The following is a 24676-nucleotide window of genomic DNA, read 5'->3' on the forward strand; positions in this document are numbered from 1 at the left end:
ATCCGAAGCCGGCCGCGGGCCGGCTTTTTTCATGCCCGGCCGGTGCCGCTCACGCGCGATTGCACTCTGCCAAGCTGGCAGGTACGATCACCGGCAAGAGAACGAGGCTGTCCAGCCCCGGCGTGGGGAAACAGGACGGTCCGGAGGAAGCGCGATGGAATTTGCGGAATCGCCCTGGTTCCTGCCCCTGGCCGGCCTGCTTGCCGGGCTGGTGATGGGCTATGCCGCGCGGCGGACGCACTTCTGCACCCTGTCGGCACTGGAGCGGCACTGGTACGCCGCCGATTCGACGGGTCTTTCCAGCTGGATCCTCGCGGCTGCCGTCGCACTGATGGCGACCCAGGCCATGATCCATGGCGGCGTGGCCGACATTTCCCGCTCGTTCTACCTGTCGCCGCTGTTCGGCGTGACCGGCGCCGTGATCGGCGGACTGGCCTTCGGCTTCGGCATGGCGCTGGTCGGGACCTGCGGCTTTGGCGCGCTGGTGCGGGCCGGCGGCGGCAGCCTGCGCTCCGTGGTCGTGCTGCTTGTGCTCGGCCTTTCCGCACTGGCAGCGCAGAAGGGGCTGATCGCCCAGCTTCGCGTGGAAATCGTCGATAACCTGGCGATCGACCTGGCGCCGGTGAAAAGCCAGTCACTCGGCGACATCGCGTCCCATTTTGCCGGGGCGGACCTGTCCATCGCCGTGGCCGTCGCGGTGGCCACGCTCATGCTCGCCTGGGCCTTCCGGGATGCCGCCTTCCGGCGCAGCCGCGGACGGATCCTGACCGGCATCGTGCTCGGCCTCGCCGTCGCCTTCGGCTGGTGGGCCACCTCGACGGCCGCTCACCACGCCTTCCAGCCGGTCCAGATCGAGGCGGCGTCCTTCGTCGTCCCGGTCGGCGACACCATCATGCACTTTGCCACGTTCACCGGCGTCGTGCCGGATTACGGCGTGGGGCTGATGATCGGCGTTGTTCTCGGCGCCGCATTGTGTGCCTGGTGGGCCGACGACATGCGCTGGGAAGCCTGCGACGACGCGCGCGAACTGTCCCGCCACATGGCCGGCGGCTTCCTGATGGGCACCGGGGGCGTCTTCGCCATGGGATGCACGATCGGCCAGGGCGTGAGCGCCGTATCGACGCTGGCCCTTTCCGCGCCCGTCGTCATGATCTCGATCGCGCTTGGCGCGCGGATGGGGCTCGCCTGGATGCTGGAGGGATCCATCGCGGCGGCCTTCCGCCGGACCGGCCACGACCCGGCGGAATAGAATTCCGTCCGGACCTGTCGATCCGGCTGCCGCCCAAGGCCCTTCCCGAGCCTTTTTCCGCCGGAGATGACGTCCGCTCCTGCCGGCGTCAGCCGGCCGCGAACCGGTAAGCCGTTCCGTCCTTTTCCACGCGGCCCTTGCCCGGATGCGGCAGGTGGTAGCCGACCACATGGGCCTTGTCGGAGGCGAGCCGGTCGATCAGCGCCGTGCGGGTCTCGATGCCTTTCTGCGGGTCCTGATCGCTTCCATAGGGCCATTCGGGATGGGCAAAGGAAATGACGGAACTGCTGATCGCGTCGCCGATGACGAGCAACTGTTCCGATCCGCCGTGCAGCATGTAAGACAGGTGGCCGGGCGTGTGGCCGGAGGTGTCGATGGCCTCGACCCCGGGAACGACCTCGGCGCCCGGATTGATCAGGTTGATCCGGTCCTCGAGTACCGCGAGGCGGCTCTGCGCACCGACCACGAAGGTCTTGCGCTCTTCCGGCATGGCCGCGAGCGTGTCATCGGCGCGCCAGAAATCCCATTCGGCCTGGCCGATGTAGTAATTCGCTTCCGGGAAGATCATCTCGTCGAAATCGTCGACCAGACCCCACAGGTGATCGGGGTGGGCATGGGTGAAGACGACGTCCGTCACCTCGGAGGGATCGATGCCGGTTTCCTCCAGGTTCGCCAGGAGCTTGCCAGCCGTCGGCATGAAATTCGACCCGGAGCCGACATCGAAGACCACCAGGCGGTCGCCCGACCTTAAGAAGGTGACGTTGCAATCAGGTGTCACGGCATCGGTCGCCATGCCATTGGCCTTCAGCAGCGCGTCGAGTTCGTCTTTCGGCACGTCGGGCGCGATGAATGACAGGGGCAGCGTCAGCGTGCCGTCAGAGACGATGGTGACCTCGGCGTCGCCCAGGGCAACGTTCCCGACGGCGCGCGCCGGACGGGCCGATAGGCCGAAGGCCAAGGCCGCCAGGCCGCTGCTTCCCAGCATCAGCATCTGGCGTCGGGTCAGGCGGAAATGGTCCGCGATGGCATCTGCGTCACGACGCATGGTTTCCTCCATGGAGCTTTTTCTTGTCGGGCCAAAAGAGCACGTTCAAAGGAAATATTCAATTGTTTGAATTTGTTTTCATGACGATCGACCCTTCATGATCCGTGAATGACGATTGACCCACGGTCAGATTTCCAACATACTCGGTAGTATGTCAGGAAAAGGGAGGAACCCGGAATGAAGTTCGCACGCGTCAACGGCGTGGCGATCCATTACGACGACACGGGCGAAGGCGACCTGCCGTGCCTGGTCTTCGCCAATTCGCTGGGAACCGATTTCCGCATCTGGGATGCGGTGGCAAGCGAACTCGCCGGGCGGGTGCGCGTCATCCGCTATGACAAGCGCGGCCACGGCCTGTCGGAGGCGACCGCCGCGCCCTATGCCATGGACGACCACGTGGCCGACCTCATGGCCCTGCTCGGCCATCTTCGCGTGGAGAAGACCCATGTCTGCGGGCTCTCCGTCGGCGGCATGATCGCCCAGGGCATCGCGGCGGCCCGGCCCGCCCTCGTCGGCCGGCTGGTGCTGATCGGCACGGCGCCGAAGATCGGCGACGAGGCCGGCTGGAACCAGCGCATCGAGGCCGTGAGCGCGAACGGCATCGGCCCGCTTGCCGACGGCGTGATGGAGAAGTGGTTCACCGCCGATTTCCGGCGCGACGACAATCCGCTGTTTGCCGGCATGAAGGCCATGCTGACCCGCTCGCCGGTGGAAGGCTACGTCGGCACCTGCGCGGCCTTGCGCGATTGCGACCTGACCGCGTCCAGCGCGGCGCTCGACCTGCCCGTTCTCGCCCTGGTCGGCGCGGAGGACGGTTCCACACCGCCGTCGCTCGTCAAGGCGATGGCACACAGGATCCCGGGCGCGCGGTTCGAGACCATTCCCGGCGCCGGACACATTCCCTGCGTCGAGCAGCCGGAGGCCACGGCCCGGCTGATCCAGGATTTCCTTTCAGAACCCGGCGGCGCCTGACCGCCCGCACCAACATTCTTTGCTTTCGGAGGCCCCATGAACGATATCGTCACCGTCACGCGCGACAATGAGATCGCCGTCGTCATCATCGACAACCCGCCCGTCAACGCGCTCAGCCACGCCATGCGCGCGCCGCTGAACGAGGCGCTGATCGCATTGCGCGACGACGACAGCGTGAAGGGCGTGGTGGTGACCTGCGCGGGCCGTACCTTCGTGGCCGGCGCCGACATTTCGGAATTTGGCGGCCCCCGGCTGGAGCCGAGCCTGCTGACGCTGATCGCGACGCTGGAGAGCTTCTCGACCAAGCCGACGGTCGCCGCCATCCACGGCACGGCGCTCGGCGGCGGCCTGGAACTGGCGCTCGGCTGCCGCTACCGGGTTGCCGTGCCCTCGGCCATGTGCGGCCTTCCGGAAGTGAAGCTCGGCCTCATTCCCGGTGCGGGCGGCACGCAGCGGCTGCCGCGTGTCATCGGTCCGGAGAAGGCGCTGCAGGCCATTGTCGCCGGGCGCTTCATGCCGGCGAAGGAATGCCTGGCGGACGGGCTGGTCGATGCGATCGTGGAGGGCGAGGACCTTGTGGCCGGCGCCGTGGACTTCCTGCGCAAGGCCATTGCCGATGGCAAGCACACGCCGCTGCCGCGCGACCGGGAAGACAGGATCACCACGGCCCGGGCCGACATTTCCGCCTTCGACGCGCTTGTGAAGGACATGACGAAGAAGGCGCGCGGGCTGGAAGCGCCGCATGCCTGTGCGCAGTCGGTGCGCAATGCCATCACCATGCCCTTCGAGGAAGGCTACGCTGAAGAACTGCGGATCTTCCTGAAGCTGCTGAATTCCGACCAGTCGCGCGCCCAGCGTCACCTGTTCTTCGCCGAGCGAGAGGCGGGCAAGGTGGCCGGCGTGACGAAGGACGTGAAGCCGCGCGAAGTCAAGAAGGCCGGCGTCATCGGCGCGGGCACGATGGGCGGCGGCATCGCCATGTCGCTGGTCAACGGCGGCATCCCGGTGACCATCCTGGAAATGGCGCAGGAGCCGCTGGACAAGGGGCTGGAGCGCATCCGCAACAATTACGAGATTTCCGCCAAGCGCGGCTCGATGAAGGCGGAAGACGTGGACAAGCGCATGGCACTGTTCACGCCCACGACCTCCTATGACGACCTGGCCGATTGCGACATCATCATCGAGGCCGTGTTCGAGGAAATGGGCGTCAAGGAACAGGTGTTCAAGACGCTCGACCGGATCGCCAAGCCGGGCGCCATCCTGGCCTCCAACACGTCCTACCTCGACGTCAACGCGATTGCCGCCTTCACCAATCGGCCGCAGGACGTGATCGGCATGCATTTCTTCTCGCCGGCGAACGTCATGAAGCTGCTGGAGATCGTGCGCGGCGACAAGACCGCGCCGGACGTCCTGGCCACGGCGATGGCCGTGGGCAAGAAGGCAAAGAAGGTGCCGGTGGTCGTCGGCGTCTGCCACGGCTTCGTCGGCAACCGCATGCTGGCTGCGCGCTCGGCGCAGTCGGAGGCGCTGCTGCTGGAAGGCGCCCTGCCGGAGACAGTCGACAAGGCGTTCCGCGATTTCGGCTGGCCGATGGGACCGTTCCAGATGGGCGACCTGGCCGGCAACGACATCGGCTGGCGCACGCGCAAGTCGCTCGGCAAGACCGCGGCGCTCGCCGACCCGCTGTGCGAGGCCGGCCGCTACGGCCAGAAGACGGGCGCGGGCTGGTACCGCTACGAGGACGGGCGCACGCCGATCCCCGATGCCTGGGTCGAAAAGCTGATCCTCGACACCGCGGCTTCCAAGGGCATCAACCGGCGCGACATCTCCGACGAGGAGATCATCGAGCGGACGATCTACCCGATGATCAACGAGGGCGCGAAGATCCTCGACGAGGGCATCGCGCAGCGGGCCTCCGACATCGATGTCGTCTGGATCTACGGCTACGGCTTCCCGATCGGCAAGGGCGGCCCGATGCACTGGGCCGAGACGTTGGGACTCGCGACGATCGTCGAGCGCCTTGACCACTGGCACGGCCGCACGGGCGCGGCGGTGTTCGAGGTCTCGCCCCTGCTGCGCCGCCTGGCAAGCGAGGGCAAGCGCTTCAAGGACGCCTCATGACCGCCCTGCCCGCTCCGCCAGCCGGTGGCTGGCCATGGGAAAAGGTCTATCCGGGGGGCCACCTCCCGGATCCGGCCACGCTGGCGCTGTTTCCCATCCAGGCGATCCTGGAAGACGGCGCGCGCGACCATGGCGGGCGGACGGCGCTGGACTTCCGCGGGCGGGCGATCACCTATGGCGACCTGGACCGGATGGCCGGCGAAGCTGCCGCCGGATTTGCGCGAGCCGGCATTTCGCGGGGCGACCGCGTTGCCCTGCTCCTGCCCAACACGCCTGCCCATCCGGTGACATTCTTCGCGCTGATGAAGATCGGCGCCGTCGTCGTGCACCTGTCGCCGCTCGATGCGCCGGTGGTGCTGGCGCACAAGCTGGCGGATTCGGGCGCACGGCTCTTGGTGACGACCAATTTCGGCAAGCTGGGCGCCGGTGCGGCCCTGCTGGCGGACAAGGGCCTGGTGGACCGGGTTGTCGTGTTCGACGACGCGGCCTGGGGCGCCAGCGAGGACACCGGGCCGATGCCCGAGGGGTCGGCCATCACCCGCCACGACGACTTCGTGGCCGGGGCGGGCGCCCCGCCCTCCGTGACCACGGACATCGATGACCTCGCGCTGCTGCAATACACCGGCGGCACCACGGGCATGCCCAAGGCAGCCATGCTGACCCACCGCAACATTTCCGGGGCGGTGTCGTCCTACACGGCCTGGTACGACATCTGGGGCTTGGTCAAGCCGGATGGCGAAAAGGTGCTGGTCTACCTGCCGCTGTTTCATATCTACGGTCTTTCGGCGGTGCTGCTGCGCAGCCTGAAGGGCGGCAACGAATGCCTGCTGCGCACGCGCTTCGACCCCGCCGCGGCACTGGACGAGATCGAGGCCGGCGCCAACGTGCTGCCGGGCGTGCCGACCATGTGGATCGCGATGACGCAGACGCCGGGCTTCGAGAAACGCGACCTGTCGGCGCTGACGCTGGCGGCGTCCGGCGGAGCGCCCATGCCCGTGGAGGTCGCGCGCCGGTTCACCGGCAAGACCGGGCTGGAACTGCTCGGCGGCTGGGGCATGAGCGAGACCTCGCCGGCCGGCACCAACCTGCCACGTGGCTGGCCGCAGAAGGCCGGCACGATCGGCATCCCGCTGCCGGGCTGTTTCCTGCGCATCGTCGACCTGGCGGAGCCGTCACGCGAACTGGCGCAAGGGGAAACCGGCGAACTGGCGATCCGCGGCAACAACGTGACGTCGGGTTACTGGAACCGGCCGGAAGAAACAGCGGCGAGCTTCGCCGACGGCTGGTTCCTGACCGGCGACATCGGCTTCATGGACGAGGACGGTTTCTTCACCATCGTCGACCGCAAGAAGGACATGATCATCTCGGGCGGCTTTAACGTCTATCCGCAGATGATCGAACAGGCGATCTACACGCACCCGGACGTGGAAGAGGCGCTGGTGATCGGCGTGCCCGACGGCTATCGCGGCGAGAGCGCCAAGGCCTTCGTCAAGCTGCGCGACGGTGCACCGGACCTGACGCTTGAGGCGCTGCAGGCCTATCTCAAGGAGCGGCTCGGACCACACGAAATGCCGCGCGCGCTCGCCATTCGCGATGCCCTGCCGCGAACGCCCGTCGGCAAGCTTTCCAAGATTGATCTCAAACGCGAGGCGGCCGAAGAAGCTCGCGCCGCCGCCAACGACCCCAAGGGAGACTGACATGGTTGACGCCGTCATCGTATCCACCGCCCGCACGCCGATCGGCAAGGCCTATCGCGGCGGCCTGAACAACACGCCCGGCGCCACGCTGGGCGGCCACGCCATCCGCCACGCGCTCGAACGCTCCGGCCTGGAAGGCGGGCAGATCGAGGACGTCATCATGGGTTGCGCCATGCAGGAGGGCGCGACTGGCCTGAACGTGGCGCGGCGCGCGCTGCTGACCGCGGGCCTGCCGGTGACGGCGGCCGGAACGACCATCGACCGGCAGTGCTCGTCGGGCCTCCAGTCGATGGCGCTGCTGGCCAATGCCATCCGCAACGACGGCGTGGAAGCAGGCATTGCCGGCGGTCTGGAATCGATCAGCCTCGTCCAGAACGACAAACGCAACACCTACATGCTCAAGGACGAGAACCTGATGGCGATCAAGCCGGAGGTCTACCTGCCGATGATCGACACGGCGGAAATCGTCGGCAAGCGCTACGGCATCTCGCGCGAGCAGATGGACGAGTACGGGCTGGAGAGCCAGCGCCGCACCGCCGCCGCCCGCGAGGCCGGCCGGTTCGACGCCGAGATCGCGCCGATCAAGGCGACGATGGCCGTGATCGACAAGGCGACCAAGGAAGTCAGCCACCAGGACGTGGAGATCACCCACGACGAGGGACCGCGTCCGGGCACGACGGCGGAAGGCCTGGCAGGGCTGAAGCCGGTCTACGAAGGCGGCACGATCACGGCGGGCAATGCCTCGCAGCTTTCCGACGGCGCCTCGGCCAACGTGATGGTGTCATCGAAGTTCGCCGAGCAGAAGGGCCTGGAGCCGCTCGGCATCCTGCGCGGCTTCAACGTGGCCGGCTGCGAGCCCGACGAAATGGGCATCGGCCCGGTCTTCGCCGTGCCGCGGCTGCTTCAGCGCCACGGCCTGACCGTGGACGACATCGGCCTGTGGGAACTGAACGAGGCCTTCGCGGTGCAGGTGATCTATTGCCGCGACAAGCTCGGCATCGACCCGGAGAAGCTCAACGTCGACGGCGGTGCCATTTCCGTCGGCCATCCCTACGGCATGAGCGGTTCGCGGCTTTCCGGCCATGCCCTGATCGAGGGCAAACGGCGCGGCGTCAAGTATGCCGTCGTTACCATGTGCATCGGCGGCGGCATGGGAGCCGCCGGCCTGTTCGAGATCGTTTGAGGAGAGACCGCGATGGATCTTCGCTTCACCGACGAGGAAAATGCCTTTCGCGAGGAGGTGCGCGCCTTCTTCCGCGAAGCCCTGCCCAAGGACATCTACGACGCCATGATCCATGGCGAGTATCCGGACAAGGACGGGCTGGTGCGCTGGACGCGCATCCTGAACGAGAAGGGCTGGGCGGTCCCGCACTGGCCGGAGGAATGGGGCGGCACCGGCTGGGACCCGATGAAGCAGTACATCTTCTTGGAAGAACTGCAGAAATTCCCCTGCCCTGCGCCTCTTGCCTTCGGCGTCAACATGGTCGGCCCGGTGATCTACACCTTCGGCAGCGAGGAGCAGAAGAAGCACTACCTGCCACGTATCGCCAATCTCGACGACTGGTGGTGCCAGGGCTTCTCGGAACCGGGCGCGGGCTCCGACCTCGCCTCGCTGAAGACGCGGGCGGTGCGCGAGGGCGACCATTACATCGTCAACGGCCAGAAGACATGGACGACGCTGGCGCAATATGCCGACTGGATCTTCTGCCTGGTGCGCACCGACACGCAGGCCAAGAAGCAGGAGGGCATTTCCTTCCTGCTGATCGACATGAAGACGCCGGGCATCGAGGTGCGCCCGATCATCACCATCGACGGCGGCCGCGAGATCAACGAGGTCTTCTTCACCGACGTGAAGGTGCCGGTGGAGAACCTCGTCGGCCAGGAGAACAAGGGCTGGGACTATGCCAAGTTCCTGCTCGGTAACGAGCGCACCAACATCGCCCGTATCGGCATGTCGAAGCAGCGTATCGCCCGCATCCGCGAACTGGCGGCCAAGGAAATGTCGGGCGGACGGCCGCTGATCGAGAACCCGCGCTTCATGGAGAAGCTGGTCTCGGTGGAAATCGACCTCAAGGCGCTGGAGATGACGCAGCTACGGGTGGTCTCCGCCGATGCCAAGCGCGGCAATACCGGCAAGCCTGACCCGGCCTCCTCGATCCTCAAGATCAAGGGCTCGCAGATCCAGCAGGCGACCACGCACCTGCTGATGGAAGTGATGGGACCCTATGCCATGCCGTTCCAGCATGACACCGGCCAGGGCTGGAACGAGCCGCCGATCGGCCCGGACTACGCGGCCCATGCCGCGCCGTCCTATTTCAACAACCGCAAGGTTTCGATCTACGGCGGATCCAACGAGATCCAGAAGAACATCATCGCCAAGGCGGTGCTCGGGCTTTGAGACCCTGACAGGACACGGACAAATGGACTTTGACCTGAGTGAAGTACAATCCATGCTCAAGGACGGGCTCGACCGGATGCTCGCCAACGAGTACGGGTTCGAGAGCCGCAATGCCTACATGGCCGAGCCGGAAGGCTACAGCCAGGCGATGTGGAACCGCTATGCCGAGATGGGCCTGATGATGCTGCCGTTCGCCGAAGAGGACGGCGGGCTCGGCGGCGATGCCGAGGACATCATGCTGGTGATGGAGAGCTTCGGCCGCGCGCTGGTGCTGGAGCCCTGGTTCGCCACGGTGGTGCTGGGCGGCGGTTTCGTGCGCGAAGGCGGCAATGACGCGCAGCGCGGGGAGCTGGTGCCGGCGATCGCGGACGGATCGCTGAAGCTGGCCTTTGCCCACAGCGAGCGCCACGCCCGCTACGATCTCGCACATGTGGAGACCACGGCGGAGAAAAAGGGCGACAGCTACGTGCTCAACGGCGCCAAGAGCCTTGTGCTCAACGGCGACACGGCGGACAAGATCTTCGTTTCGGCCCGTATTTCGGGCGATGTACGCGACGAGGCCGGCCTGTGCGTCTTCCTCGTCGATGCCGATGCGGCCGGGCTGACGCGGCGCGGCTACCGCCTGCAGGACGGCTCCAGGGCCGCCGAGGTGACGCTGGAAAACGTCTCGGTGGACTCGTCACGCCTGTTCGGGCCGGAGGGCGGCGCCTATCCGCTGATCGCCAAGGTGGTCGACCAGGCCGTCGCGGCGCTCTGCGCCGAGGCGGTGGGCAACATGGAAGCGATGGAAAAGCTGACTGTCGAGTACCTGAAGACGCGCAAGCAGTTCGGCGTCGAGATCGGCAAGTTCCAGGTGCTGCAGCACGCGGCGGTGGACATGTTCATCGCGCTCGAACAGGGCCGCTCGATCACCATGTATGCCACGATGATGGCCGACAGCGACGATGCGGACGAGCGCGGGCGCGCCGTGTCTGCCGCCAAGGTGGAGATCGGTCGCGGCGGCCGGCTGGCCGGCGAGAACGCCATCCAGCTCCACGGCGGCGTCGGGATGACGATGGAATATGCGATCGGCCACTATTTCAAGCGGATCACGATGATCGACATCCTGTTCGGCGATACCGATCATCACCTGTCAAAACTGTCCGGTGCCGGCGGACTGTTCGAGGCCGCCTGACAGGCCGGCCTTTCGTCCTTGCGAGGCCGCCGTGGTTTCAGATCGCGGCGGCTTCGGCGTTCTGGCCCGCCTTGCGCGGCGCGCAATAGATATCGTAGAGCGTTTCCAGAACGCGGCAGACCTTGTCGGAGGCGACCGAGTAGTAGATGGTCCGGCCGTCGCGACGGGTGGAGACCAGCTTGAGGGCCCTGAGCTTGGACAATTGCTGCGACAGGGCCGACTGGGTCATGCCGACAGCATCGGCCAGCGGCTGAACAGCCATCTCGCCATTCATGAGGTGGCAGAGAATCATCAGGCGGTTGGAATTCGCCATCACGGCCAGAAGACTGGCGGCGTCTTCCGCCGACTTGCCGATTTCATCGATATCCATCTGTGCCTGCAGACCCTTTTCCGGTGTCGAGATCATCGCTAACATCTTTTATCTTGCATATATGAACACTTTCACATATATAGCAAACACAACGGTGGAAAACAAGCCGCATGTCGAAAAGACAAATCCAAGGGAGCGGAACATGGTAACGGATTTTACGCCATTTCAATCACTTGCGGGGGGCGTGCTGATCGGCCTGTCGGCGGTGATGCTGATGGCTTTCAACGGCAGGATCGCCGGAATGACGGGCATTGTCGGCGGCATTCTTCCGCCGTATACCGCCGGTAACGGCTGGCGCATCGCCTTTCTGATCGGAGCGGTCGCCGGACCCATGCTCTACGTCCTGGCGGGCGGAATTGTTCCCTTCGCAGTTCCGGTGACCCTTCCGGCGATGATCGTCGGCGGGTTCATCGTCGGCGTGGGCGTGACTTACGGGTCGGGCTGCACCTCGGGCCACGGCGTCTGCGGCATGGCGCGGTTTTCGCCACGGTCCATCCTGGCCACCATCACCTTCATGATCACGACGGGCCTTACCGTCTACGTCATGCGCCACGTGATCGGAGCCTGACGCCATGAAATCCTTCCTCTCCGCCCTTGCGGCCGGCATCGTGTTCGGGATCGGCATCGCCATGTCCGGCATGGCCAACCCGGCCAAGGTGGTCAACTTCTTCGACATCGCCGGGGCCTGGGACCCGAGCCTGATCTTCGTGATGGGCGGCGCCCTGATCCCCACGGCCATCGGCTACCGCATCCTGTTCGGCGCCATGGCCAAGCCGGTCTACGCGCCGAAGTTCTTCGTGCCGACAAGCCGGACCATCGACGCCAAGCTGATCGGCGGATCGGCCGCCTTCGGCGTCGGCTGGGGGATCGCCGGCTTCTGTCCGGGTGGCGCCATTCCGGCGCTCGGGATCGGATTCGGCCCCACCGCCGTTTTCCTTCTGGCCATGATGGCCGGCATCGCTGCCGCGCGCATGGCGCTTCACCGCTCACTCAGGCTGAAGGCCGCGTGAGCCCAAGAGAATTCAAAGCGAGGAGTGTCACCATGTCCCTGCCTTTCGTCCCAGACATGTCCCTGAAGCCCGAGGTCACCGCGTTTTTCGACGAACCGACCAACACGATCTCCTATGTCGTGAAGGACCCGGCCTCGACTGCCTGCGCGGTCATCGATTCGGTGATGGACATCGATTACGCCGCCGGCCGCATCAGCTACGACGGCGCCGACCGGATCATCGAGCACATCCGCTCCAACGGGCTCGACCTGCAGTGGATCATCGAGACCCATGTCCATGCCGACCACCTGTCGGCCGCGCCCTATATCCAGGGCAAGCTCGGCGGCAAGCTGGGAATCGGCGAGAACATCAGGATCGTGCAGGACACGTTCGGCAAGATCTTCAATGAAGGCACCGAGTTCCAGCGCGACGGATCGCAGTTCGACCGGCTGTTCAAGGATGGCGACAGCTACCAGATCGGCACCATGACCGCGCACGCCATGCACACGCCCGGCCATACGCCGGCCTGCATGACGCACGTGATCGGCAACGCCGCCTTCGTTGGCGACACGCTGTTCATGCCCGACGGCGGCTCGGCCCGGGCCGACTTCCCCGGCGGGGACGCGCGCACGCTTTACCGCTCGATCCACCGCGTGCTGGAACTGCCCGGCGAGACGCGGCTGTTCATGTGCCACGACTACGGCCCGAACGGACGCGACATCCAGTGGGAGACCACCGTCGAGGCGGAACGCGAACACAACATCCACGTGCGGGACGGCATTTCGGAAGACGAGTTCGTCGCCATGCGCGAGACGCGCGATGCAACGCTGGACATGCCCAAGCTCATCATTCCCTCGCTGCAGGTGAATATGCGCGCGGGCCAGTTGCCTCCGAAAGACGAAAGCGGCAAGACGTTCCTCAAGGTCCCGGTCAACGGGCTCTGATACCGTCAACCGCCGGGCCGGCCGTTTCAAGACAAGGCCGGCCCCTGCATCACGAGGGATAAAACGCATGGAAATCCGCCAGATCACCGAAGACTTCGCCGTCGCGCCGCAGATCAGCCCGGACCACGTCAAGCCGATCGCCGACGCGGGCTTCAAGAGCCTGGTCTGCAACCGGCCGGACACCGAGGACGGCGCGATTGACCATGCGCTGATCGAGGCCGCCGCGAAGGAAGCCGGCGTGGAATTCCGCTTCATCCCGGTGGTCTCCGGCGCGATCACGCCGGACAACGTCAGCGACATGACGGCGGCCATCGACACCTTGCCGCGCCCGATGCTGGCCTACTGCCGCAGCGGCGCGCGGTGCGCGAACCTGTTCATGCTCGTCGAGCAGATGCGGGGCTGAACCAGCCGGACCGGGCTCCCCCGGCCGGCCGGTCGCGTCACCCTGCCCGCCGCCATGCGGCGGGCGGGCTGGCGCCGACCATAACCAGGGGGCGCGCTCGACGCGCGAACACAGTATGAATGGTACCTTGAAGGCCGTAAGCGGCCGGCTCCGGCGGGTCATGCCGGTCTTCGACTGGGGACGCGAATACAATCGCGATGTCGCGCTGAACGACTTCGTCGCCGCGATCATCGTGACGATCATGCTGATCCCGCAATCGCTGGCCTATGCGCTGCTGGCCGGCCTGCCGCCGGAAATGGGCCTTTACGCCTCCATCCTGCCGCTCGTCGCCTACGCGCTCTTCGGCACAAGCCGGGCGCTCGCCGTCGGGCCCGTCGCCGTCGTCTCGCTGATGACCGCGACGGCGGTCGGCAACATCGCCCAGACCGGTTCGCCCGAATACATGGCCGCCGCGATCACGCTGGCCTTCCTGTCAGGGCTTTTTCTGCTGGGTCTCGGCGTCTTCCGGCTCGGCTTCCTGGCCAATTTCCTGTCGCACCCGGTGATCGCCGGTTTCATCACGGCATCCGGCATCATCATCGCGGCCAGCCAGCTGAAACATATTCTCGGCGTCAAGGCGGGGGGCCACAATCTCTACGAACTGGTGGTCTCCCTCATCTCGCACATCCCGAACACGAACCCGATCACGCTGGTGATCGGCGTGGCATCCACCGCCTTCCTGTTCTGGGTCCGCAAGGGGCTGAAGCCGCTGCTGCTGTCGCGCGGCTTCGGACCAAAGACCGCCGACATCCTGTCCAAGGCCGGTCCGGTTGCCGCGGTGGCGGTGACGACCCTCGTCGCCTTCGTCTTCGGCCTGGGCGACAAGGGCGTCAAGCTCGTCGGCGACGTGCCGCAGGGCCTGCCGCCCCTGACCATCCCGTCCTTTTCGCCGGACCTGTGGGCGGGCCTGATCGGCTCGGCGGTGCTGATCTCGATCATCGGCTTCGTGGAATCGGTCTCGGTGGCGCAGACGCTGGCCGCCAAGAAGCGGCAGCGGATCAACCCCGACCAGGAACTGATCGGCCTCGGTGCGGCCAACGTCGCGTCGGGCATCACCGGCGGCTACCCGGTGACGGGCGGGTTTGCCCGCTCCGTGGTCAATTTCGACGCCGGGGCGGAAACGCCGGCCGCCGGCGCGATGACGGCGGTGGGCCTGGCCATCGCGACCATCGTGCTCACGCCGCTCCTCGCCTTCCTGCCGCAGGCCACGCTGGCCGCGACCATCATCGTGGCGGTGCTGTCGCTGGTCGATTTCTCGATCCTGAAAAAAACCTGGACCTATTCGAAGGCCGATTTCATCGCCGTGGCCGCGACCATTTTCGTCACGCTGTTCCTCGGCGTCGAACTGGGCGTCTCCGCCGGCGTCGCCCTCTCCGTCCTGATTCACCTCTACAATTCCTCCAAGCCGCACATGGCGGTGGTCGGCCAGGTCGCCGGCACGGAGCATTTCCGCAACGTGCAGCGCCATGATGTGATCACGGACCCGGCGATCCTGACGCTGCGGGTCGATGAGAGCCTCTACTTCGCCAACGCGCGCTACCTAGAAGACCAGGTCTACGACATGGTCGCCAAGCGCCCGGAATTGAAGCACGTGATCCTGATGTGCCCCGCCGTCAACGCGATCGACATGAGCGCGCTGGAATCCATCGAGGCGATCAACGAACGGCTGAAGACGCTGGGCGTGAAATTCCACATGTCGGAGGTCAAGGGCCCGGTAATGGACCGGCTGAAGCGCTCGGATTTCTTCCATCACATGACCGGGAACGTCTTCCTGACCCAGTACCAGGCCGTGCGCGACCTGGGCGGGCGGCTGGAAGGTCCCGCCAGGCCAGGGCTGCCGGCCGCGGCGCAATAGGCCCGTAACGACAACGCGGCGCCTGCCGGCAGGTGCCATTCAAACGAAAACCGCCGGCGGTGCATCACGCACCGCCGGCGGTTTTTTCCTGTCCGGTCCGTGCCGGCGCAAGCCGGGCGGTTTCCCTGCCCGGCGGCTTGCGCCGAAAGGGCCTAGTAGAGCAGCCGCATCAGCCCCAGCGTGATCGACGGGAACATGACCAGGATGGCTGTGCGCACCAGGTCCGAGGTCACGAACGGAAGCACGCCGCGGTAGGTCGACGCGATGGGCGTATCCTTGGCCATCGAGTTGATGACGAAAAGGTTCATGCCCACTGGTGGCGTTATCAGCCCCACCTCCACGACGATCAGGACCAGGATGCCGAACCAGATGGCGAATTCCTCCGGGGTCAGGCCGTATTCGAGACCGGACACGATGGGGAAGAAGATCGGGATCGTCAGCAGGATCATGGACAGCGAATCCATGACGCATCCGAGGACAAGGTAGACCAGCAGGATGAAGACGAGCACCACCCACGGATTGAAGCCCTGGGTAACGACCCATTCGGCGACTTCCTGCGGCACCTGCGACAACGCCAGGAAGCCGTTGTAGATGGAGGCGCCGAAGACGATGAAAAAGATCATCGCGGAGGCGGATGCCGTGGCCAGGATCGATTCCATGAGCGTTCGGCGGGTCAGGCCACCGTTGATGAAGGCGATGATCCCGGTGCCGGCCGCACCGACGGCGGCGCCCTCGGTCGGGGTGAACCAGCCCATGTAGATGCCGCCGACGACGAGCAGGAACACGATGAGCACCGGCCAGACGTCGAACAGCGCCCGGAAGCGTTCCGAATAGGGGGCGCGTTCCCGCGTTCCGGCGGACTTCGGGTAGATGCGGACGTAGATCGAGATGGCGATCATGTAGCCGATGGCTGCCAGGATGCCGGGAATGAAGGCCGCGACGAAAAGCTTGGCGATATTCTGCTCGGTCAGGATGGCATAGATGACCAGGACGACCGATGGCGGGATGAGGATGCCCAGCGTGCCGCCCGCGGCCAGCGTGCCGGTGGCCAGCGCGCCGGAATAGCCGTAGCGGCGCAATTCCGGCAGGGCGACCTGGCTCATGGTCGCGGCCGTTGCCAGGGAAGATCCGCAGATCGCGCCGAAACCGGCACAGGCGCCGACGGCCGCCATGGCGACACCGCCGCGCCGGTGCCCCAGCCAGGTCTCTGCCGCCTTGAACAGCGATTGCGACATGCCGCCCAGCGTGGCGAACTGGCCCATCAGGAAGAACAGCGGGACGATCGACAGGGAATAGCTGGAGAAGGTCGAGTAGGTCTCGTTCTTCATCTTCGACATGATCGGCAGCCAGTTGAAGTCACTGACCATCCAGGACCCGACCATTCCGACCACGAGCATGGACAGGCCGATGGGAAGACGCAGAAAGATGAGAAGGAGCAGGACCGGGAAGGACCAGATACCGATTTCCAAGTGGGTCAATGGTGCACTCCCAGGCCGGGACCAAATTCCGATTTTCCGGTCACCACCTCACGCAGGCGGACAAAGATCATCCAGGCCGCAATGATGCAGCCGATGGCTGCGGCCGCGAGGCTGGCGGCATAGGCCCACCAGACCGGGAACTGCAGGATGAAGGTGGTCTCGTGGTAGCGGATCTTGTCGAACATGCCGTCCTTGAGCTTCCACGTGATGACCACCACGATGATGCCCATGACGATTTCGGCGATCAGGTCGATCCAGCGGTTCGTCCGTTCCGAAAGGAAGCTGGTGAAGAGATCGACGTTGGCATGGCCGCGGTTCAATTGGCACCAGGGCAGGAAGGCGAAAATGGCGAAAGCCATGCCTGCCTCGACAAGCTCGAAATCGCCGGGCACGGGTCCGAGACCGAGCGATATGAGGGCCCGGCCCGCAATCGAAATGCAGGTGATGATCGTCAGCGCGACCAGCACGAGACCGCCCAACAGTGCCAGCAAGCGTGCCAGCCATTCAATGGCGCGTGCCATTGCCGTGCCTCCCCTTGTTCATGGCAGCGGCCGGTTTGCCCGTGTCCGCCGCCGGATCAGCGGCAGCAATGCGGCATGGCCGCCTGTCCCGCCAATTGAAAAGGGCCACCTGCCATTCGCTTTGCGTATAGCAGGTGGTCCCGCGTTCACTGGTTGCCGGTGTACTTGGCGATGAGCGCCTGGGCCTCGGCGATCATCGCCTTGCCGTCGATCCCCTTGGCATCCATGTCGGCAGCCCACTTGTCATAGACCGGCCGGGCGGCCGCCTTCCACTTCTCGCTGTCCTCGGGAGAAATGGTGATGATGTTGTTGCCCGCCTTCACGGCCAGTTCGCGGGCCGGGCCATCGGCACCGGCCATGGTCTTGCCGGCGAAGGCGGAAAACTCCAGGCCCGAATTGGCATCAATGGCCTTGCGGATATCGTCGGGCAGGCTTTCGTACTTGGCCTTGTTCATGGCCAGCGTGAAGGTGACGGTGTAGAAGGCGTAGCCGTCGGCGAACTCGGTGTGATTGTGCACCAGTTCCGGAACCTTCAGCGAGGTCGTGACCTCCCACGGGATGACCGCGCCATCGATGACACCCTTCGACAGGGCCTCGGGAATGGCGGTGACCGGCATGCCGATGGCGGCGGCGCCAAGCTGCTCGAGCAACTGGGTTGCCACGCGGCTCGGCGCGCGGAACTTCATGCCCTTGAGGTCATCCATCGTGTTGACCGGCTTGTTGGTGTGCATGACGCCGGGACCATGGACCCAGGTGCCGATGATGTGGACATCCCTGAAGTCGGTGTCCTTCATCTCCTTCTCGAAGAGGTCCCAATAGGCCTTCGAGACGGCTTCCGCATTGGTCATCATGAACGGCAGCTCGAAGACTTCCGAGCGCGGGAAGCGGCCCGGCGTGAAGCCGTTGACCGTCCAGGCCAGGTCGACAACGCCATCGGTGACCTGGTCGATCAGTTCCGGCGGCTTGCCACCGAGCTGCATCGACGGATAGTGCTCGATCTTGACCTTGCCGCCGGCAGCTTCCTCGACGCGGCGGATCCACTCGTCGAGCACCAGCTTCGGCACGTTGGCCTGGGCGGGCAGGAACTGGTGCAGCTTGAGGGTGACTTCCTGCGCCCAGGCGCTTCCGGCAGTGGCCAGGGCAGAAGCCCCCAGCAGTGCGGCAGCGGCCAGCGTCTTGAACAATCGTCTGGTCATATGGTCCTCCCGATCGGTTTGAAACAGCACTCTGTCGTGGCGATGCGAAACACGGTCGGCCGACAGCGTTTCGAATCGCCAGGAAAGCGAGGGAGGCGGCCGCCGGGCAGCCGCCTCCGCCACGATCACTTGGCCTGATCGGAGTACTTCTTGATCAGCGCCTCGGCTTCCGAGACAAGCGCCTTGCCGTCGTAGCCCTTGGAGTCCATGTCGGCGATCCACTTGTCGTAAACCGGCTGGGCCGCCTCACGCCACTTGGCGGTCTCTTCCGCGTTCAGCGTGATGATGTTGTTGCCGGCCTTGACCGCCAGCTCGCGGGCCGGACCGTCATAGTATTCCTGGGTCTTGCCGGCGAAGGCGGAGAATTCCATGCCGGAATTGTCGTCCATGACCTTCTTCAGGTCGTCCGGCAGGCTCTCGTACTTCTGCTTGTTCATCGCCAGCACGAAGGTGACGGTGTAGAGCGCGCGACCGGAGAACTCGGTGTGATTGTGCACCAGTTCCGGAACCTTCAGCGCGGCCGTCACTTCCCACGGAATGGTCGTACCGTCGATGACGCCCTTGGACAGGGCCTCGGACACGGCCGGAACGGGCATGCCGACCGGGGTGGCACCGAGCTCTTCCAGAAGCATGTTGACGGTGCGGGAGCCGCCACGGATCTTCAGACCCTTCATGTCTTCCGGCGCACGGACCGGGTTCTTGGTGTGCAGCATGCCAGGCCCGTGGACCCAGGCGCCGATGATGTGGACGTCCTTGAACTCGGCGTCCTTCATGTCCTTCTCGAACATTTCCCAGAAGGCGCGCGACACCGGCTCGGCCGACGTCATCATGAAGGGCAGTTCGAAGACCTCGGTGCGCGGGTAGCGGCCCGGCGTGTAGCCGACCACGGTCCAGACGATGTCGACCGCGCCGTCGGTGACCTGGTCGATCAGTTCCGGCGGCTTGCCGCCGAGCTGCATGGACGGGTAGCGCTCGATCTTGATGCGGTTGTTGGAATCCTTCTCGACCTTGTCGGCCCAGACATCGAGCACATATTTCGGGACATTGGCCTGCGCGGGCAGGAACTGATGCAGCTTGAGCGTCACTTCCTGCGCGAAGGACGCGACGGATGTGCCCATGAGCGCGCCGGCGCCGATAACGGCCGCCATTGCGAGAGATTTAAAGGATACAGGTTTCACCGGAACTCCTCCCTACGGTTTCCTAGCTTTCCTCGCCGACGGCAGATCAGCCTGCCGCGCGGCATTCATTCCATTTTATGCAGGATTTTGCAACAAGCTCCATTCGGTTGATGCATTATATTGCTTCATCCTGGTGCGATCCTGCAGTTCCCCGCCGCCGCCGATGCGAACAGCTGATACATCATTCAATAAACCGTCCAAGCGGTCAACGAATTTCGATGGGCAGCGACCCGTTGTCCTTCAAGGTCTCGAGCACGATCGCCGTCTTCACATGCGCCACGGCCTCGTGGGGCAGCAAGACGTCGTTGACAAATGCCGACAGCGCCTTGAGATCCGGCGTGACGACCTTGAGGTGATAATCCATCTCGCCGGTGAGGGCATGCGCCTCCTGGACTTCAGGGAGGCGGCGGATCAATTCGGCAAACCGGTGCGCATTGTCCCGGTTATGGGTCGCCAAAGTCACGGAAATGATGTTGACGAAGCCAAATCCGAGGCGCTCCCGGTCGAGGCTGGCTCGGTAGCCGGCAATGTAACCTGTTTCCTCCAACCGTTGCCGGCGCCGGGAACACTGTGAAGGCGAGAGGTGGACACGGTCGGCCAGGTCGGCATTCGTCAGGCGCGCATCATCCTGCAGCAATGCCATGATCTTGCGATCAAAGGCGTCTATCGCGCCAGCCGCTTCCATTTTGCCTCCCAAGCCTGCCGATTTCACGCATGGTTGAAGCAAATCGCGGAAAGTTATGCAAGATAGCAATCTTGCGGAGCACTGCACAAAAGACGACGCGGTGCAGCATGGCCGTGGCCGGTCGGGACCCCAGGCCGCTGCCGCGCCCTCGCCGCCGCATTGCCGTGCGGCGAATTGACAACGCCAATTTTTTGTTGAAATTGCAACTGTTGAATGTGCAACAATCCCGGATGCGACGATGGCCACCGACACGAAGACAAGCAAGGCGGAGGATCCCGCCGCAGACCTGGCGCTGGAGGATTTCCTGCCTTACCGGCTCAACCGGCTCGCCGATCTGGTCAGCCGTTCCTTTTCGCGCATTTATCGCGAGCGTCACGGGATGACACGCCCGGAATGGCGGGTGCTGGCATCGCTCGGCCAGTTCGGCCGCGCGACCGCCAGCGACATCGTCACGCATTCCTCACAACACAAGACCAAGGTGAGCCGGGCCGTCGCGGCGCTGGAGAAGCGCGGATGGCTGAAACGGGAATCGGACGAGAACGACCGCCGCGTCGAGCATCTCGAACTGACACGGGCCGGCCGCGGCATCTATGCCGAACTCGCGCCGTTTGCCCGCAGTTACGAAGCAGCCGTCTTTGCCGAGATGGGAGACGCGGACTGGCAGGCGCTGGAACGCGGCCTGTCGCGCCTGGAAGACTGCCTGATCAAGCGTCCCTGACGCAAGTCAACGCTTGCATGCCATATGAATATACATTAACATGTTTTCATATATAAGCATGGAGCGTATCATGTCTGACATTGCCGCGGGCGCGCCCGCCGATCATTCCCCTTCGAGGCTGGAACATGTGCCGGTCGGGCTTTTCGCCGTGGTCATGGGACTGGCGGGCCTGACGCTTGCCACCATGCGCCTCGAGCATGTCTCCGATGCGCACACGGTCGCGCCGATGCTGCTGCTCGGCCTGACATCGCTGGTCTTCCTGGCCGTTGCCGCCCTCTATCTCGCCAAGGCGGTCCGCCACCCGATTGCCGTTCGGGCCGACTGGAACCATCCGGTGCGGCTCGCCTTCTTCCCCGCGGCCAGCATCAGCCTCATCCTGATCGCCACCGCGCTCACGCCGATGCATGACCGCTGGGGCGAGATCTTCTGGGCCACGGGAACCGCGTTGCAACTGGTGCTGACGCTGGCCGTCGTTTCGGCCTGGATCGGCGATCGCAGGTTCGAGGCCGCGCACCTGAACCCGGCCTGGTTCATCCCGGCCGTCGGCAACATCCTTGTCCCGATCGCCGGGATGCGGCTCGGCCACGTGGAGATTTCCTGGTTCTTCTTTTCCGTCGGCATCCTGTTCTGGATCGTGCTGGCAACGCTGGTCTTCAACCGGCTGATCTTCCATGCGCCGCTGCCGGAACGGCTGATGCCGACGCTGATGATCCTGATCGCACCGCCGGCTGTCGGCTTCGTGTCCTGGATCGGCCTGACCGGCGGCATCGATCCCTTCGCCCGCGTCCTCTACTACAGCGGCGTGCTGTTCGCGCTGATCTTCGCGACCCAGCTCGGCAAGGTCCGGCGGCTGCCGTTCATGATCACCTGGTGGGCCTATTCCTTCCCGATGGCGGCGCTCACCATCTCCACGCTGGCCTATGGACAGGCCATCGGAAGCGCTGGCCTTTTGCTGGCAGGCAAGATCCTCTATGGGCTGCTGGTGGCCGTCATCGTCATGCTGCTCGCCCGCACCGGCGTTGCCATGTCGCGCGGCCAGATCTGCAAGCCGGAGTGATATCGTGAGCGAAACCATCAGTCTTTACGAAGCCATCGGCGGACAGCCGGCGGTGGAACGCCTGACAGCCCGCTTCTATACCCTGATGGATACGCTGCCGGAGGCCCGGGCCACGCGGGACATCCACCCGGGGGACCTGTCGGAAAGCGAGGAGAAGCTGACCGAATACCTGATGATGTGGCTCGGCGGACCGCAGACCTTCATCGAGAAGCGCGGGGCACCGATGCTGCGCCGGCGCCACCTGCCCTTCGAGATCGGGACGGCCGAGATCGAGGGCTGGCTGACCTGCTTCCGCCAGGCGCTGGACGAGACCGTGGCCGAGCCACAATTGCGGGACCTGATCTGGCAGAACGTGGAGCGACTGGGCCACCACATGCGCAACCGGGAGGGATAGCCCCCTCGCCTCGCAAGGCCGAATCCCTGTATGAGAAGCGGATGACCATCCGCCACCTGTCCGAAACCGTCATCAACCAGATTGCCGCCGGCGAAGTCGTCGAGCGGCCGGCTTCGGTCGTCAAGGAACTGGTGGAGAACGCGCTGGACGCCGGCGCCGCCCGCATCGAGGTCGTCACCGCCGGCGGCGGCGTCAACCTGGTCCGCGTGACGGATGACGGTTCAGGAATGACGGCCGACGACCTGCCGCTGGCGATCTCGCGCCACTGCACGTCCAAGCTCTCCGACGACATTTTCGACATCCGCTCGCTAGGATTTCGCGGCGAGGCGCTGCCGTCGATCGGTTCGGTGTCGCGGCTGACGATCCGGTCGCGGCCCCGGGATGGCGGCGAGGGCGCCGAGATCCTGGTCGAAGGCGGGCGGGTGACGGGCCCGCGTCCGGCCGCGGGCAACCCGGGCACGCTGGTGGAGGTGCGCGACCTGTTCTTCGCCACGCCGGCGCGGTTGAAATTCATGAAAAGCGCGCGCGCGGAAAGCGCGGCGATCACCGACGTCGTCAAGCGCATCGCCATCGCCTTTCCGCATGTGCGCTTCTCGTTGTCCGGCTCCGACCGGACCCTGCTGGACCTGGCCGGGTGCGGTTCGAGCGATGGCGCGCAGATCCGCCGCATCGCGCAGGTGATGGGCGAGGAGTTCGCGGTCAACGCGCTGGAGATCGACGCGGAGCGCGAGGGCGTGCGACTGACCGGACACACGTCCATCCCGTCCTATTCCCGCGGCAACGGACTGGCGCAATATGTCTACGTCAACGGCCGGCCGGTGCGCGACAAGATGCTGGCCGGGGCCATTCGCGGCGCCTATATCGACACGCTGCCGAGGGACCGTCACGCGGTCGCGGCGCTGTTCATCGACATCGACCCGGCCCTGGTCGACGTCAACGTGCACCCAGCCAAGGCCGATGTCCGTTTCCGGGATCCCGGGCTGGTACGCGGGCTGATCGTCGGCGCCATCCGGCAGGCGCTTGCGGGCGCGGGCATCCGGCCCTCGACCGGGGCCGCCGACGCCATGATGGCCGCGTTCCGACCGGCGAGCGCGCCTTCGGCCGCGCCGTCTGCGGGCGCTTCCTCCTACGGGGCCTGGCAACCCGACCGGCCGACCGCGCCCTTCGATCCGGCGACCTCGTTCCACCGGCCGCTGACCACGCCAAACGGGTTCGGTGAAGAGCTGCAGGCCGCCTTCACGACCGTCGTCACGCCTTCGGCAGATGCGCGCGCGACCCGGATGGAGGCGAGGCCGGAGCAGATGGCCCAGCCGCTGGGCGCGGCGCGGGCCCAGATCCACGAGAATTACATTGTTGCCCAGACCACGGATTCACTGGTCATCGTCGATCAGCATGCGGCACATGAACGGCTGGTCTACGAGGCTCTGAAGCAGGCACTGCATTCCCGGCCGCTGGCCTCGCAGATGCTGCTATTGCCGGAGATCGTGGACCTGCCGGACGAAGACGTCGAACGGCTCGCGGCAAATGCCGACGTGCTGGCACGGTTCGGCCTGGCACTGGAGCGGTTCGGTCCCGGCGCCGTGGCCGTGCGGGAAACGCCAGCGATCCTGGGCGACACCGACGTCGCCGGCCTGGTGCGCGACCTCGCCGACGAGCTTGCAGACAATGACACGACCGACCTCCTGAAGGAGCGGGTCGATCACATCGCGGCCACCATGGCCTGCCACGGCTCCGTGCGGTCCGGGCGGCGGCTGAAGCCGGAAGAGATGGACGCCCTGCTGCGGCAAATGGAAGCCACGCCCGGTTCCGGCACCTGCAACCATGGCCGGCCCACCTATATCGAGCTCAAGCTCTCCGACATCGAAAAGCTGTTCGCCCGGCGTTGATCGCCTGACGCCTTGACGCGGACGGGAATTTGTGGCGTCAAACGTGCGGCATGAAAGGCAGGCTCCGATGAACCGTTTCGAAGGCCCCGGCGCGCGCGAGGCGCGCATCCGATATCTGGATGGCGACTACCAGGTGCTGTCGCCGGGCACGTTCGTGCGCTGTGCCGTCACCGGCGAGCCGATCGCGCTCGACGAGTTGAAATACTGGTCCGTCGAGCGGCAGGAAGCCTACAGGGATGCCCTCGTCTCGCACCAGCGGGAACTGGATGCCCACCCAGAGTGGCGCAAGCGCTGACCGTCTCGCCGG

Annotated in this window: 24 protein-coding genes; 17 read left to right on the top strand and 7 right to left on the bottom strand. The window is 65.3% G+C overall.

What is annotated here, in order from left to right; all coding sequences use genetic code 11:
- Nucleotides 1-154 precede the first annotated feature (154 nt).
- Entirely contained in the window at nt 155-1249 is a 1095-nt protein-coding gene (locus CSC94_RS14700) for a YeeE/YedE family protein (RefSeq protein WP_099307115.1), read from the top strand.
- 88 nt (nt 1250-1337) lie between these two features.
- Here the strand turns inward: CSC94_RS14700 and CSC94_RS14705 are convergent, their stop codons facing one another.
- Complete coding sequence (locus CSC94_RS14705) at nt 1338-2294, bottom strand: MBL fold metallo-hydrolase (RefSeq protein ID WP_205853322.1); 957 nt, start codon at nt 2292-2294, stop codon at nt 1338-1340.
- Between the two features lie 177 nt (nt 2295-2471).
- On the opposite strand from CSC94_RS14705, the gene pcaD reads away from it, so the two are divergent.
- Genes pcaD through CSC94_RS14735 form a run of 6 tightly spaced genes read left to right on the top strand, consistent with a single transcriptional unit; the run spans nt 2472 to nt 10656 of the window.
- On the top strand, nt 2472-3266 hold the full coding sequence (gene pcaD / locus CSC94_RS14710) for a 3-oxoadipate enol-lactonase (RefSeq protein ID WP_099307117.1): 795 nt from the start codon (nt 2472-2474) through the stop codon (nt 3264-3266).
- A 36-nt stretch (nt 3267-3302) separates the two neighbouring features.
- Nucleotides 3303-5387, top strand: coding sequence for a 3-hydroxyacyl-CoA dehydrogenase NAD-binding domain-containing protein (locus CSC94_RS14715; protein ID WP_099307118.1), 2085 nt, complete (start codon nt 3303-3305; stop codon nt 5385-5387).
- A complete protein-coding gene (locus tag CSC94_RS14720) occupies nt 5384-7084 on the top strand; it encodes an AMP-binding protein (protein ID WP_099307119.1) in 1701 nt (566 codons plus the stop codon). The genes CSC94_RS14715 and CSC94_RS14720 overlap by 4 nt, the downstream gene beginning before the upstream one ends.
- Nucleotide 7085: 1 nt before the next feature.
- The gene (locus tag CSC94_RS14725; protein ID WP_099307120.1) at nt 7086-8267 is read left to right on the top strand and encodes an acetyl-CoA C-acyltransferase; all 1182 of its coding nucleotides are present in this window, start codon (nt 7086-7088) and stop codon (nt 8265-8267) included.
- A gap of 12 nt (nt 8268-8279) precedes the next feature.
- Nucleotides 8280-9482, top strand: coding sequence for a pimeloyl-CoA dehydrogenase large subunit (gene pimC / locus CSC94_RS14730; protein ID WP_099307121.1), 1203 nt, complete (start codon nt 8280-8282; stop codon nt 9480-9482).
- 22 nt (nt 9483-9504) lie between these two features.
- The gene (locus CSC94_RS14735) at nt 9505-10656 is read left to right on the top strand and encodes an acyl-CoA dehydrogenase family protein (RefSeq protein WP_099307122.1); all 1152 of its coding nucleotides are present in this window, start codon (nt 9505-9507) and stop codon (nt 10654-10656) included.
- A gap of 37 nt (nt 10657-10693) precedes the next feature.
- Here the strand turns inward: CSC94_RS14735 and CSC94_RS14740 are convergent, their stop codons facing one another.
- Entirely contained in the window at nt 10694-11026 is a 333-nt protein-coding gene (locus tag CSC94_RS14740) for an ArsR/SmtB family transcription factor (protein WP_099307246.1), read from the bottom strand.
- Nucleotides 11027-11087: 61 nt separating this feature from the next.
- Here CSC94_RS14740 and CSC94_RS14745 point away from each other — a divergent pair, with 61 nt between their 5' ends.
- The 5 genes from CSC94_RS14745 to CSC94_RS14765 all read left to right on the top strand — a co-directional run bounded on the left by CSC94_RS14745 (nt 11088) and on the right by CSC94_RS14765 (nt 15256).
- A complete protein-coding gene (locus CSC94_RS14745) occupies nt 11088-11594 on the top strand; it encodes a YeeE/YedE family protein (protein ID WP_099307123.1) in 507 nt (168 codons plus the stop codon).
- Between the two features lie 4 nt (nt 11595-11598).
- Nucleotides 11599-12036 (top strand): DUF6691 family protein, encoded by a 438-nt coding sequence (locus CSC94_RS14750; protein ID WP_099307124.1) that lies wholly within the window; start codon nt 11599-11601, stop codon nt 12034-12036.
- Nucleotides 12037-12068: 32 nt separating this feature from the next.
- The gene (locus tag CSC94_RS14755) at nt 12069-12959 is read left to right on the top strand and encodes an MBL fold metallo-hydrolase (RefSeq protein WP_099307125.1); all 891 of its coding nucleotides are present in this window, start codon (nt 12069-12071) and stop codon (nt 12957-12959) included.
- Nucleotides 12960-13026: 67 nt separating this feature from the next.
- Nucleotides 13027-13362 carry a protein tyrosine phosphatase family protein gene (locus CSC94_RS14760; protein ID WP_099307126.1) on the top strand — a complete coding sequence of 112 codons (336 nt, stop codon included), beginning with the start codon at nt 13027-13029 and terminating at the stop codon, nt 13360-13362.
- A gap of 160 nt (nt 13363-13522) precedes the next feature.
- Complete coding sequence (locus tag CSC94_RS14765) at nt 13523-15256, top strand: SulP family inorganic anion transporter (protein WP_245408375.1); 1734 nt, start codon at nt 13523-13525, stop codon at nt 15254-15256.
- A 152-nt stretch (nt 15257-15408) separates the two neighbouring features.
- On the opposite strand, the gene CSC94_RS14770 is transcribed toward CSC94_RS14765, so the two are convergent.
- From CSC94_RS14770 to CSC94_RS14790, 5 genes are all read right to left on the bottom strand, one after another.
- Entirely contained in the window at nt 15409-16734 is a 1326-nt protein-coding gene (locus CSC94_RS14770; protein ID WP_099307128.1) for a TRAP transporter large permease, read from the bottom strand.
- Entirely contained in the window at nt 16731-17255 is a 525-nt protein-coding gene (locus CSC94_RS14775; protein WP_099307129.1) for a TRAP transporter small permease, read from the bottom strand. Before CSC94_RS14775 ends, CSC94_RS14770 begins: the two co-directional genes overlap by 4 nt.
- A gap of 146 nt (nt 17256-17401) precedes the next feature.
- Nucleotides 17402-18451 (bottom strand): TRAP transporter substrate-binding protein, encoded by a 1050-nt coding sequence (locus CSC94_RS14780; RefSeq protein ID WP_099307130.1) that lies wholly within the window; start codon nt 18449-18451, stop codon nt 17402-17404.
- Between the two features lie 125 nt (nt 18452-18576).
- A complete protein-coding gene (locus CSC94_RS14785; RefSeq protein WP_099307131.1) occupies nt 18577-19599 on the bottom strand; it encodes a TRAP transporter substrate-binding protein in 1023 nt (340 codons plus the stop codon).
- A 235-nt stretch (nt 19600-19834) separates the two neighbouring features.
- Nucleotides 19835-20314 (bottom strand): Lrp/AsnC family transcriptional regulator, encoded by a 480-nt coding sequence (locus CSC94_RS14790; RefSeq protein ID WP_099307132.1) that lies wholly within the window; start codon nt 20312-20314, stop codon nt 19835-19837.
- Between the two features lie 238 nt (nt 20315-20552).
- Between CSC94_RS14790 and CSC94_RS14795 the strand changes: the two genes are divergently transcribed.
- The 5 genes from CSC94_RS14795 (at nt 20553) to CSC94_RS14815 (ending at nt 24664) form a co-directional block, all read left to right on the top strand.
- On the top strand, nt 20553-21032 hold the full coding sequence (locus CSC94_RS14795) for a MarR family winged helix-turn-helix transcriptional regulator (RefSeq protein WP_099307133.1): 480 nt from the start codon (nt 20553-20555) through the stop codon (nt 21030-21032).
- A 70-nt stretch (nt 21033-21102) separates the two neighbouring features.
- A complete protein-coding gene (locus tag CSC94_RS14800) occupies nt 21103-22089 on the top strand; it encodes an SLAC1 anion channel family protein (protein ID WP_099307247.1) in 987 nt (328 codons plus the stop codon).
- Between the two features lies 1 nt (nt 22090).
- Nucleotides 22091-22483, top strand: a complete 393-nt coding sequence (locus CSC94_RS14805) for a group II truncated hemoglobin (protein WP_099307248.1) — start codon at nt 22091-22093, stop codon at nt 22481-22483.
- 41 nt (nt 22484-22524) lie between these two features.
- Nucleotides 22525-24369 (top strand): DNA mismatch repair endonuclease MutL, encoded by a 1845-nt coding sequence (mutL, locus tag CSC94_RS14810; protein WP_099307134.1) that lies wholly within the window; start codon nt 22525-22527, stop codon nt 24367-24369.
- A gap of 67 nt (nt 24370-24436) precedes the next feature.
- A complete protein-coding gene (locus tag CSC94_RS14815; RefSeq protein ID WP_099307135.1) occupies nt 24437-24664 on the top strand; it encodes a DUF2093 domain-containing protein in 228 nt (75 codons plus the stop codon).
- The last annotated feature ends 12 nt before the right edge of the window (nt 24665-24676 follow it).

Origin of the sequence: Zhengella mangrovi, from assembly GCF_002727065.1 — a bacterium.
GTDB lineage: Bacteria > Pseudomonadota > Alphaproteobacteria > Rhizobiales > Rhizobiaceae > Zhengella > Zhengella mangrovi.